At 68.6% G+C, this 11,530-nt stretch carries 10 protein-coding genes; 5 read left to right on the forward strand and 5 right to left on the reverse strand.

Annotation, left to right across the window (positions count from 1 at the left end):
• Positions 1-21: 21 nt before the first annotated feature.
• Positions 22-1,242 (reverse strand): PP2C family protein-serine/threonine phosphatase, encoded by a 1,221-nt coding sequence (locus tag ACFYW5_RS30650; protein ID WP_389420364.1) that lies wholly within the window; start codon positions 1,240-1,242, stop codon positions 22-24.
• 145 nt (positions 1,243-1,387) lie between these two features.
• The gene (gene ctaD / locus ACFYW5_RS30655; protein ID WP_389420470.1) at positions 1,388-3,037 is read right to left on the reverse strand and encodes a cytochrome c oxidase subunit I; all 1,650 of its coding nucleotides are present in this window, start codon (positions 3,035-3,037) and stop codon (positions 1,388-1,390) included.
• 637 nt (positions 3,038-3,674) lie between these two features.
• Between ctaD and ACFYW5_RS30660 the strand changes: the two genes are divergently transcribed.
• From ACFYW5_RS30660 to ACFYW5_RS30670, 3 genes are all read left to right on the forward strand, one after another.
• The gene (locus ACFYW5_RS30660) at positions 3,675-3,878 is read left to right on the forward strand and encodes a cold-shock protein (RefSeq protein ID WP_014145516.1); all 204 of its coding nucleotides are present in this window, start codon (positions 3,675-3,677) and stop codon (positions 3,876-3,878) included.
• 309 nt (positions 3,879-4,187) lie between these two features.
• Positions 4,188-5,684 (forward strand): DEAD/DEAH box helicase, encoded by a 1,497-nt coding sequence (locus ACFYW5_RS30665; protein ID WP_389420365.1) that lies wholly within the window; start codon positions 4,188-4,190, stop codon positions 5,682-5,684.
• A 177-nt stretch (positions 5,685-5,861) separates the two neighbouring features.
• On the forward strand, positions 5,862-6,176 hold the full coding sequence (locus ACFYW5_RS30670) for an SCO5918 family protein (protein WP_389420366.1): 315 nt from the start codon (positions 5,862-5,864) through the stop codon (positions 6,174-6,176).
• 108 nt (positions 6,177-6,284) lie between these two features.
• On the opposite strand, the gene ACFYW5_RS30675 is transcribed toward ACFYW5_RS30670, so the two are convergent.
• Positions 6,285-6,644 carry a hypothetical protein gene (locus tag ACFYW5_RS30675; RefSeq protein ID WP_389420367.1) on the reverse strand — a complete coding sequence of 120 codons (360 nt, stop codon included), beginning with the start codon at positions 6,642-6,644 and terminating at the stop codon, positions 6,285-6,287.
• 199 nt (positions 6,645-6,843) lie between these two features.
• On the opposite strand from ACFYW5_RS30675, the gene ACFYW5_RS30680 reads away from it, so the two are divergent.
• Positions 6,844-8,529, forward strand: coding sequence for a ribonuclease J (locus ACFYW5_RS30680; protein ID WP_250072339.1), 1,686 nt, complete (start codon positions 6,844-6,846; stop codon positions 8,527-8,529).
• Between the two features lie 195 nt (positions 8,530-8,724).
• Entirely contained in the window at positions 8,725-9,471 is a 747-nt protein-coding gene (locus ACFYW5_RS30685; protein ID WP_389420368.1) for an SAM-dependent methyltransferase, read from the forward strand.
• Between the two features lie 63 nt (positions 9,472-9,534).
• Here ACFYW5_RS30685 and ACFYW5_RS30690 read toward each other — a convergent pair whose 3' ends face one another.
• Positions 9,535-9,693, reverse strand: coding sequence for a hypothetical protein (locus ACFYW5_RS30690; RefSeq protein WP_389420369.1), 159 nt, complete (start codon positions 9,691-9,693; stop codon positions 9,535-9,537).
• Positions 9,694-10,069: 376 nt separating this feature from the next.
• Positions 10,070-11,527, reverse strand: coding sequence for a carboxylesterase/lipase family protein (locus tag ACFYW5_RS30695; RefSeq protein ID WP_389420370.1), 1,458 nt, complete (start codon positions 11,525-11,527; stop codon positions 10,070-10,072).
• Positions 11,528-11,530 lie beyond the last annotated feature (3 nt).

Here is an 11,530-nt window from a genome sequence, read left to right on the forward strand (position 1 = left end):
CGCATCCAAGAGGGGCGCAGATCAGGGGGTGAGGTGGTCCTGGTCGCGGTCGCCCCATTCGGCGATCACGACCGTGGCGTCGTCGTCCAGGTGGCCGTCGTGGTGGGCGAGGACGGCGTGGGTGAGGCGGCGCAGGGTCTCGTGGACGGTGAACTGGTCGGCGTGGTGGCGTACGACGTAGTCGAGGAAACGGTCCAGGCCGAATTGCCGACCTTTGGCGTCACGGGCTTCGACGATGCCGTCGGTGTAGAGGATGAGGCGGTCGCCGGTCTGTAGCTGTTCGTGGCAGACGGTCACCGGTAGTCCCAGGTCGGTGCCCATGGGGCCGGCCGGGCGGCAGCGCAGCTCGTGGGGCCAGCGTCCGGAGCGCAGCAGGATCGGCAGGTGGTGGCCGCGGTTGACCCAGGTGAGCCGTCCGGTGTTCAGATCGAGGTCGGCGATGATGCCGGTGACGTAGCGGCTGGTGCCGAACTGTGCGAGCAGGGTGTCCTCCACCGCCTGGGAGGTCTCGACGAGGTCGGCGCCCTGGCGGCGTGCGTTGCGGCAGGTGGCGACGGCCATGTTGGCGGTCAGGCCCGCGGTGGCGTCGTGCCCCATGGCATCGAACACCGACAGGTGCAGCACCCGGTCGGCGACGGCGTAGTCGAAGGCGTCGCCTCCGACGTCGTAGGCCGGTTCCGAGGCGGCGGCGACGGTGGTGGCGTGGCCGGCGAAGGCTGAGGGCGGGGTGAGATGCCACTGCATCTCGGCGGCCACGCTCATGGGCTCGGTCCGGATCAGTCGGGCGTAGGAGTCGCTGAAGGCCCGCTTGCTCAGCAGCAGCAGGGCGACCATCGACGCCAGCTCGCGCAGCGCGTCACGGGTGGCGTCGTCGTCCCGGTCGGTGTCGGCGCGCACCATGCCCAGGCGTTCCACGCCGTCGGTGACCGGCACCCACCACCGGTGGCTCTCCCGCCCGCCCGACGCATCCGGCTCGACGACGAGATCCACCCGTTGGAACGCCAGCCCCGCCACGGTGGTGTCGACGGCCAGCTCAAGGCCACCCGCACCGGCGTCCAGGCCCTGCCCGGTGACCTGGCGCAGCACTTTGCCTTGCAAGTCGACCACGAAGAACGCCACGTCGTGCAAGCCGATGGTTTCGGCGTGGTCGGCCACCAGAGCCGGCAGGTCCTCCAGTGCCGCCTCATGGCTGACCATCATCAGATCGGTCAGCGCCCTGCCCACCCGCGCCCGTTCGGTCACAGGACGTGTCTCCTTCCGGCTGGCGTTCCCCAGCGACCCACTGCGAAGACTTCGAGACTTACCGACTACCCGCAACCGGCCGCTCGGAGCTTTCGGCGGCCGGTCGGATCCCTACCGGTCCGGCGGGCCGGGGGAGGGCTGGGAATCAGGTCGGCTCGCCCTTGTGGTCACTGGCGTCGACGGCGTCACGCCTGCCGGCGTTCACCTGCTCCTCGACTTCGGCGAGTTCCGGGTGGTGGTTGTCGAAGGCGGGGGATTCGGAGCGGATACGCGGCAGGGCGTTGAAGTTGTGGCGGGGCGGCGGGCACGAGGTGGCCCACTCCAGGGAGCGGCCGTAGCCCCAGGGGTCGTCGACCTCGATCTTCTTGCCGTATTTGGCGGTCTTCCAGACGTTGTAGAGGAAGGGCAGGGTCGACAGACCCAGGAGGAAGGAGCCGATGGAGGAGACGGTGTTCAGGGCGGTGAAGCCGTCGGCGGCGAGGTAATCGGCGTAGCGGCGGGGCATGCCCTCCGCGCCGAGCCAGTGCTGGACCAGGAAGGTGGTGTGGAAGCCGATGAAGAGCGTCCAGAAGTGGATCTTCTCCAGCCTGAAGTCCAGCATCGTGCCGGTCATCTTCGGCCACCAGAAGCTGAATCCGCCGAACATCGCGAACACGATCGTCCCGAACAGGACGTAGTGGAAGTGGGCCACCACGAAGTAGCTGTCGGTGACGTGGAAGTCCAGCGGCGGTGAGGCGAGCAGAACACCGGTCAGCCCGCCGAACAGGAACGTCACCAGGAAGCCGCACGCCCACAGCATCGGTGGCTCGAACGAGATCGAGCCCCGCCACATCGTGCCGATCCAGTTGAAGAACTTCACCCCGGTCGGCACGGCGATCAGGAAGCTCATGAAGGAGAAGAACGGCAGTAGCACGGCACCGGTGGCGAACATGTGGTGGGCCCACACGGTCACGGACAGACCGGTGATGGCGATCGTGGCGCCGACCAGCCCCGTGTACCCGAAGATCGGTTTCCGGGAGAAGACCGGAAGGATCTCGGTGATCACGCCGAAGAACGGCAGGGCGAGGATGTAGACCTCGGGGTGGCCGAAGAACCAGAACAGGTGCTGCCACAAGAGCGCCCCGCCGTTCTGCGGGTCGAAGATGTGGGACCCGAACTTGCGGTCCGCCTCCAGCGCGAGAAGCGCCGCCGCCAGGACCGGGAAGGCGAGCAGGACCAGCACCGACGTGAGCAGGACGTTCCACGTGAAGATCGGCATCCGGAACATCGTCATGCCGGGGGCGCGCATGCAGATGATCGTGGTGATGAAGTTGACCGCGCCGAGAATCGTGCCGAACCCGGCCAGCGCCAGCCCCATGATCCACAGGTCGCCCCCGATCTGAGCGGTGCGCTCACCGCCGCTGAGCGGGGTGTAGGCGGTCCAGCCGAAGTCGGCGGCGCCCTCGGGGGTCAGGAAGCTGCCGAGCACGATCAGGCCGCCGAAGGCGAACAGCCAGTACGAGAACATGTTCAGCCGGGGGAAGGCGACGTCCGGGGAGCCGATCTGCAGCGGCATGATCGCGTTGGCGAAGCCGGCGAACGTCGGGGTGGCGAACAGCAGCAGCATGATCGTGCCGTGCATCGTGAACGCCTGGTTGTACTGCTCGTTGGACAGGAACTGCAGCCCGGGCCGGGCCAGCTCCGCCCTGATCGCCATCGCCAGCGCCCCGCCGATCAGGAAGAACGCGAACGAGGTGATCAGATAGAGGTGACCGATCTTCTTGTGATCGGTGGTGGTCAGCCAGGAGACGATCATCCGGCCCCGGCTGCGCCGTCCCTTGACCGGCACCAACGTGACCGGTGCAGCTTCAGCAGCCATCGAGTCCCTTATCCGTTGAAGTGCGGTATCCAGTTGTCAGAATTCCGTAAACGCACAGGCATCGCGGGCTGACGCGCTGTGAGACGCGGAGCGCATACTGTGTAACCCCCTGGCGCGCGTCCACACGGGTCTTCCTCGCCGGATCTACGAGCCGACGGTCCTCGGGCCGTTGTACGTCCGTGGCAGCCGCTCCGGCAGCCGCCGCGAAGCGGCCCGCACCGGGGGAGTGGCGTGTGACCAGGCCGGGAAAGGTCGTACGGCGTTCTGCCCGTCGAAACGCTGCGCCCCGGCTGGATCAATATCTGTGCCCGCGGACTGAGATTTCGCGGGAACGTGCGGACAGATTCTCTGCCGCAATAAGGCGACCCGGATTTTTCACCGCACACAGGCCGCCGCGACGTGCTAATGTCGATCTCAGTTGCAGTTGTGGTTCCCGACTTCAAGTGCCTCCGGGCGGCTCCCGTGCCGCTGGAAGCGCTTTTGTATTTCCGGTCTTTCCGGCGGGGTGATCAACGCGGCGACACGGGGTTCGCGCAGTGCGGACCCCGATGCACTGCCCCAAAGGAGAAATAACATGGCTGCTGGTACCGTGAAGTGGTTCAACGCGGAAAAGGGCTTCGGCTTCATCGAGCAGGACGGTGGCGGCGCTGACGTGTTCGCCCACTACTCGAACATCGCCGCCCAGGGCTTCCGCGAGCTGCTCGAGGGCCAGAAGGTTACCTTCGACATCGCGCAGGGCCAGAAGGGCCCGACGGCCGAGAACATCGTTCTCGCCTGACGTCACGCGCACTTTGTAGCTGGGGCCCGCATCCCTCGGGGTGCGGGCCCCAGCTGCTCGCGTTTTCCGCAGTGGCTTCCCCTGTGGGCAACGATCAGTAAACCCGCCTTCATAGCTTCATGGCTTCATCGCGGTGAACGACCGAACATTGCGTTCACTTCGCGTCACTCATTCCAGCGACTGGGCCCGCGCGACTTTTTCGCCGTCCAGAATTCGCTTTCCGGTTCCACCGGCTCATTCTTGCAATTCTCTGTGCTGCTCATCGCTGCGGGAATTCCTTGATATGTGCCGCATCGAGGAAGGTCCCGCATGAACCGCACACGCACGAACGACCGGTACGCCCGCACCCGTAACGGCAGCGCCGACTCCACAAGGGGTGGCAGCCGATTCGGCTCGTCGGCCACGAGCCGCTCCAGCGGGCCGAGCCGGTCCGGTGGTTACAGCCGTCGGCCCGCCGCCCTTCAGGGGGAGTTCGCGCTGCCCAAGACGATCACTCCCCCGCTTCCCGCCGTGGAGGGCTTCGCCGATCTCGACATGCCGCGGGTCCTGCTGTCCGCGCTGAGTTCGCAAGGCGTGACCGTGCCGTTCCCGATCCAGGCCGCGACCCTGCCGAACTCGCTGGCCGGCCGCGACGTCCTCGGCCGCGGCCGCACCGGCTCCGGCAAGACCCTCGCCTTCGGGCTGGCGCTGCTGGCCCGTACGGCCGGGCAGCGCGCCGAGCCGGAGCAGCCGCTCGGGCTGATCCTCGTACCCACGCGTGAGCTGGCCCAGCAGGTCACCGACGCGCTCACCCCGTACGCCCGCTCCGTGAAGCTGCGGCTGGCCACAGTGGTGGGCGGCATGTCGATCGGCAGGCAGGTGAGCGCTCTGCGAGGTGGTGCCGAGGTCGTCGTCGCCACGCCGGGACGCCTCAAGGACCTCATCGACCGCGGCGCCTGCCGGCTGAACCAGGTGGCCATCACCGTCCTCGACGAGGCCGACCAGATGGCCGACATGGGCTTCATGCCGCAGGTCACCGCCCTGCTCGACCAGGTCCGCCCCGAAGGCCAGCGCATGCTGTTCTCCGCCACCCTGGACCGCAACGTCGACCTGCTCGTCCGCCGCTACCTGACGGACCCGGTAGTTCACTCCGTCGACCCGTCGGCCGGGGCGGTCACGACGATGGAGCACCATGTGCTCCACGTTCATGGCGCCGACAAGCACACGGCGACCACCCAGATCGCCGCTCGCGACGGTCGCGTGATCATGTTCCTCGACACCAAGCACGCCGTCGACGGCCTCACCGAGCACCTCCTGAACAGCGGGGTACGGGCCGCCGCCCTGCACGGCGGCAAGTCCCAGCCGCAGCGCACCCGCACGCTGGCGCAGTTCAAGACCGGGCACGTCAACGTGCTGGTGGCGACCAATGTCGCGGCGCGCGGCATCCACGTCGACAACCTCGACCTCGTCGTGAACGTCGACCCGCCGACCGACCACAAGGACTACCTCCACCGCGGCGGCCGTACCGCCCGTGCCGGTGAGTCCGGCAGCGTCGTCACCCTGGTCACACCGAGCCAGCGCCGCGGCATGACCCGCCTCATGGCGTCGGCCGGCATCGTCCCGCAGACCACCCAGGTCCGCACCGGCGAAGAGGCCCTGCACCGCATCACCGGGGCCCAGGCGCCCTCCGGCATCCCCGTCGTCATCACCGCACCGGTGGTCGAGCGCCCCAAGAAGCGCGGCGCCACCTCGCGCGGGCGGCGCCGTCCTGCCTCGGCGACGCGCCGTGCGCCCCTGGGGCAGTCCACCGCTGGTGCGGCGGCATAGCACCTTCGTCTCCGGACACAGCGACCGGGTCGGCTGCGTGACATCGCCGACGTCATCAGGCCCTTCGCTTCACCGTCGACCACCAAGGGACGACCGCGCTCCGAGCGTCCTCGCCTTCTGCCAGTAGAAGGCTTCAGTGCAGGTCGGCCCCGTTTCTCCCTCTCCATGTGAGGCATCATGCGCTGTGTCATCGCCCGCTTCCCGTTCGACCTGACCAAGGGCGGAGTGCTGGAATCGATGAAGGGCATCAAGCCCGAACCGGTCACCGGTGAGTCCGTGATCGTCGGACGACGCCACTACCCGGTCAAGCAGATCGGCCAGGTCATCACCCGCCAGGACCCCCGCGACTTCAGTTCCGCGGAAGTCCTGAGGGCCATGGCCCGCCTCGGCTTCACGTGTCGCACCCTCGCCGAGCCCGCACCCGCGCCCGCACGCGTCGAAAGCCCGTTGCAGCGGGCTTCCGCCCTGCTCGGCAGCCCCCTGTCCGTCTGACGGACGCGAAGGCCGCGCTGCCGACACCACGGCAGCAGGGAGGGCCCCACCGGCGCGCGCCGGTGGGGCCCTCCCTGCGTGTCGTGCCGCTCCGGGTGGGGCGGTGGGTCAGTGGTCGGAGTAGCTGAAGTCGCCCACGGTCCAGGCACCGACGTCCTCGATCGCGACGCGGTACATTCCGCCGGTCTCCGGGATCCCCACCGTGCCCTGCAGGATCCGGGCGACATGGAAGTGCAGATGCGTGGGCGGCCCGTCCTGCTTCGGGGGTGTTTCGAAGACGGCGGAGAACTCGCCCAGGTGGGCGGAATCCGTCAGAACCTCCGACACTCTCTGTCTCCACACGGTTTCGGGAGCGAGGCGACCGGTGATGACAGCGCCACCGGTGACCACGGTCAGAGACATCTGAGTGCTCTGCCCGGACTCCACACGGGCGGCGATGTCAACGATCAGCTCGTCAGGCTTCGGCATGGGGTCAGATTGTACGCACCGGCTGCTCCCTGCGGTTCATGCGGTAGGTCTACCGGGCGATATCGCCTTGATCACTCCCTTGTCCCGGCCGTCGGCTCGTCCGATGCTCCCGAGACATCAGGTGGGGCGACCCGCCGGTCGGGAAGAGAGATCACAGCCAATGGATCAACCCGTCCCACACTCCGGGTACCGTCAAGGTATGAGCCATCCACATCCAGAGCTGAAAGCCGCACCGCCTCTTCCCGAAGGAGGGCTGCGGGTCATCGCCCTAGGCGGCCTGGGTGAGATCGGCCGCAACATGACCGTCTTCGAGTACGCCGGCAAGCTGCTCATCGTCGACTGCGGCGTGCTGTTCCCCGAGGAGACCCAGCCCGGCGTGGATGTGATCCTGCCGGACTTCACCTCGATCAGGGACCGGCTGGACGACATCGTGGCGGTGGTACTCACCCACGGGCACGAGGACCACATCGGCGGTGTGCCCTACCTTCTGCGCGAGCGGAGGGACATTCCCGTCGTCGGCTCCAAGCTGACGCTGGCGTTCCTGGAGGCCAAGCTCAAGGAACACGGCATCCGGCCGCGCCCGGTACGGGTGCGAGAGGGCGACCGGCGCAGCTTCGGGCCCTTCGACTGCGAGTTCGTGGCGGTCAACCACTCCATCCCGGACAGCCTCGCCGTCGCGATCCGCACCGGCGCCGGGATGGTGCTGCACACCGGTGACTTCAAGATGGACCAGTTCCCCCTCGACGAGCGCATCACCGATCTGCGCGCCTTCGCCCGCCTCGGTGAAGAGGGCGTGGACCTGTTCCTCACCGACTCCACCAACGCCGAAGTGCCCGGCTTCACCACCTCCGAGCGTGAGCTGAACCCGGCGATCGAGCAGGTGATGCGCACCGCGCCGCGCCGGGTCATCGTCTCCAGCTTCGCCAGCCATGTGCACCGCATCCAGCAGGTCCTGGACGCCGCCCACCAGCACGGCCGCAAGGTCGCCTTCGTGGGCCGCTCCATGGTCCGCAACATGGGCATCGCCCGTGACCTGGGTTATCTGAAGGTTCCGTCCGGTCTGGTCGTGAGCACCAAGGAGCTGGAGAAGCTCCCGGACCACAAGATCACGCTGGTGTGCACCGGCTCCCAGGGCGAGCCGATGGCCGCGCTGTCACGGATGGCCAACCGCGACCACGTCATCCGCATCGGCAAGGGCGACACCGTCCTGCTCGCCAGCTCCCTCATCCCCGGCAACGAGAACGCCATCTACCGGGTGATCAACGGACTCACCCGGTGGGGCGCCCACGTGGTCCACAAGGGCAACGCCAAGGTGCACGTCTCCGGGCACGCCAGCGCCGGCGAACTGGTCTACTGCTACAACATCGTCAAACCCCGCAACGTCATGCCCGTGCACGGCGAATGGCGCCACCTGCGGGCCAACGGCGACCTCGCGATCCGTACCGGCGTCGATCCCGACCGGGTCGTCATCGCCGAGGACGGCGTCGTCGTGGACCTGGTCGACGGCCGCGCGTCCATCACCGGCAAGGTCCCCGCCGGCAACGTCTACGTGGACGGCATGGAAGTCGGCGGCGCCACCGAAGCCTCCCTCAAGGACCGCCTGACCCTCGCCTCCGAAGGCGTGGTCACGGTGGTGGCGATCGTCGACGCGGACACCGGCGCCCTCGCCGAGGCCCCGGACTTCCTGGCCCGCGGCTTCGTCCACGACGACGCCACCTTCGAGCCGGTCATTCCCGTCATCGAGAAGACCCTGGCCACCGCGGCCGAGGAAGGCGTCGGGGACGCACACCAGCTCGAACAGCTGGTCGCCCGCGCCGTGGCGAACTGGGCGTTCCGCACCCACCGCCGCAAGCCGCTCATCATCCCCGTCATCATCGACGCCTGAGCGTCAGCCCGGCAGGCGTGCGAGGTCAATCGCCTGCCGGGCCGGCCCGTACGCACCAAACCGGTTGCACGGACCTTCCAAGATCGAAACGTCCAAGAGGGGTGCATTTGATGAGGGTTCAAGCAGGGACAGCCCGACTGGCGACGGCTGCCCTTCAGGAACGGCAGGACCTCATCGACCTAAGGAATCCCTCCTGTGGATCTTCCACGCATTTGGACCATTCGCGAAAGCAGCCACCGCGTCCACAACCCGATAACCGCTGACAAGCTCGCTGTACTGGGCCAGTCGCTCCATCTGGCACCTGGCACGCGAGCGCTCGACCTCGCCAGCGGAACGGGCGAAATGCTGTGCACCTGGGCGCGTGACCACGGCGTCACGGGAACGGGGGTGGACATCAGCACAGTGTTCACCGAGAAGGCCCGCGCCCGTGCCGCTGAACTCGGAGTCGCCGACTGTCTCGACTTCGTTCACGGCGATGCCGCAGGCTACGTCGCGGACGAGCCGGTCGATCTCGCCTCGTGCGTCGGCGCCACCTGGATCGGCGGCGGCGTGGCCGGCACCGTCGAACTGCTGGGCCGCAGCCTCCGCCCAGGCGGCCTCATGCTGATCGGAGAGCCGTACTGGCGTCGGACACCGCCGACCCAGGACGTCATCGAGGGCTGCCACGCCGGCAGCAGAGCCGACTTTCGGATGCTGCCGGAGTTGATCGGGCACTTCGGCGACCTCGGGTACGACGTCGTGGAGATGGTGCTGGCCGATCAGGACAGCTGGGACCGGTATCAGGCGGCGCAGTGGTTCAACCTTCGCCGCTGGCTCGACCAGAATCCCGATGACGAGCTGGCCGCCGATGTACGGGCCGAACTCGCCACCGGGCCCGCCCGCTACGTGCAGTACACCCGCGAGTACCTCGGCTGGGGCGTCTTTGCGCTGATGAGGCGCTGACACTCCGGGCAGCGCGGGTCTGGGCAGCCTGATGCCCGGACCCGCGCGTCGCTGACTGGTCGCTCAGCATCCGACGAGGGTGCGCGGGGTGCCGTACCTGCTGTCGAGCAGGTCGGTCAGGTCCTGCGGGTCCAGGCCGCTGGACAGACACATGTAGCTGTCTCGCGAGTCGAAATGGGCCAGCTGGTCGGTGGCGACCGCTTGCGTGAGTGCGATGGCCACCAGAAGCGCTGGTATTGCTGGCGCTGAGCACGGGTCGAGGCGGCTGTGCCCGGGTGTGCGATGCACCGGGGAGCCGGTCACCACAGCAAAGAGCCACCGCTGCGCGTGGATTGCGGACGCGCTCGAGTTTGGAGCGGAGCTGTCGTTGCAGGCCCTGCCAGCGTGTGGGATCGATGAAACGCGGCTGGTGGAACAGTGCCCCACGTCGGGCGTAGCCGATGGATTATCCATGGTCGTACAGGTGGTCGACCGGCAGGGTGGGAACTCGCAGGACGTCGGTGCAGTCGGTGCGCGTGGTGAGGTCTGCCAGGAGGGAGGACCTTGACCGCGACCAGACGGTCGACTTGCCGACTGGCCACCGCCCCTCGGGCCTGCCTCAGGCGGACAGCCAGACCTCCCGCACCGGGCGCAGCGGGTCGCGTGCGACGCGCGGCTCGCCGTCCCAGAGCATCACCTCCCGTCCTTCACTGGTGTACTGCGGCCAGGCCGATCCGGGGTCCAGGTCGCGTACGAAGGCAGTCCAGGCGGCGTGCACGGCGTCGGCGAGATGCTGCGGCGGGTCCTCGCCGAGGGCGTCGGTGACGCCTTCCGCGCCGAGCAGGTCGAAGGCGAACGGCAGGTCGACGCAGTGGTACGCCGCACCCGCGAAGCCCGGAGCGGTGCCGGACCACTCGAACTGGTAGAGCCAGGTCGGCTGGGATCGCCGGGCCCGCGCGTCGGCGATGTCCAGGGTGGGCGCGCGGAAGGTGGTGTCCGTGACCGCCTGGCCCATCAGGGTCGCCGGCTCGTCCGCGTACTGCTCGTACGTCTCGAGGAAGACCCGGGTGCGTTTCTCGTCGAGGCCGAGGGAGGCGAGCAGGCCGCGCACGTCGGCGTCGGTGGCTCCCGGCCGCGGCATGCCGTTGAACTCGTGCGCCGTGAAGCCCGCCATCAGTGGGATGTCCGCGCCCGTGTCGCCCGCGGTGAGCGCGTCCGGCACCGCGTGCGGGATCAACTCGCCGTCGGCGAAGGGCGCGAGGACGAGCATCGGCAGCTGCCCCCGGTCGGGCCCGGGCGAGGCCAGCGCGTCCTGGTGGGCGAGCAGGTCGCCGTCCGCCACGTCTTTCAGCGCGGCGGCAGTCGCCGGGACGCCGGTACGGGCCGTGAACAGCCGGGTGACGGCCTCGGCCACACCCCGGCCCTGCGGCTGCATCACGGCACCAGACACCGAGATGGCGGCTCGGAACAGGCCGCGCGCTGCGGGCGTGGCCAGCAGCGTCTGCACCGCCCCGCCGCCCGCGGACTGGCCGGCGACGGTCACCTTGGCCGGGTCGCCGCCGAAGCAGGGGATGGTGTCGCGCACCCACTCAAGGGCCGCGATCCAGTCGCGTACCCCCCGGTTGTCGGGCGCGTCCGGCAGGTGGAGGAAGCCCTCGATGCCGAGCCGGTAGCCGAGGGAGACCAGGACCACGCCGTCCCGGTTGAAGGCCCCGCCGCCGTACCACGGACTCGCGGCGGATCCGGCGACGAAGCCGCCGCCGTGGATCCACACCAGTACCGGCAACCCGGCGCCCGGGGACGGGTCCGGGGTAAAGACGTTGAGGTTGAGCGTGCCCTCGCCCGGGATGGTCGGCTCGGGGATCGTGGTGACCTCGGCGAACGGCCGACGCTGCGCGGTCGGCCCGTACGCGGTCGCGTCGAGCACGTCCGTCCACGGCTCGGGCGGTACGGGTGCGGCGAACCGGAGTTCGCCGACCGGCGGCTGCGCGTACGGGATGCCGAGGAACCGTACGCCGGTGGCGTGGCGCTCCCCGCGCACGGGGCCGCGTGGCGTACGGACGGTGAGATGCGGCATGAT

It is taken from the genome of Streptomyces sp. NPDC002779 (genome assembly GCF_042888685.1).
GTDB lineage: Bacteria > Actinomycetota > Actinomycetes > Streptomycetales > Streptomycetaceae > Streptomyces.

Bases quoted from the DNA above. Each gene is read 5' to 3' on its own strand.
- ctaD (WP_389420470.1), bottom strand. From the start codon at position 3,037: ATGATCGTCTCCTGGCTGACCACCACCGATCACAAGAAGATCGGTCAC.
- ACFYW5_RS30660 (WP_014145516.1), top strand. From the start codon at position 3,675: ATGGCTGCTGGTACCGTGAAGTGGTTCAACGCGGAAAAGGGCTTCGGC.
- ACFYW5_RS30665 (WP_389420365.1), top strand. From the start codon at position 4,188: ATGAACCGCACACGCACGAACGACCGGTACGCCCGCACCCGTAACGGC.
- ACFYW5_RS30670 (WP_389420366.1), top strand. From the start codon at position 5,862: ATGCGCTGTGTCATCGCCCGCTTCCCGTTCGACCTGACCAAGGGCGGA.
- ACFYW5_RS30675 (WP_389420367.1), bottom strand. From the start codon at position 6,644: ATGCCGAAGCCTGACGAGCTGATCGTTGACATCGCCGCCCGTGTGGAG.
- ACFYW5_RS30680 (WP_250072339.1), top strand. From the start codon at position 6,844: ATGAGCCATCCACATCCAGAGCTGAAAGCCGCACCGCCTCTTCCCGAA.
- ACFYW5_RS30695 (WP_389420370.1), bottom strand. From the start codon at position 11,527: ATGCCGCATCTCACCGTCCGTACGCCACGCGGCCCCGTGCGCGGGGAG.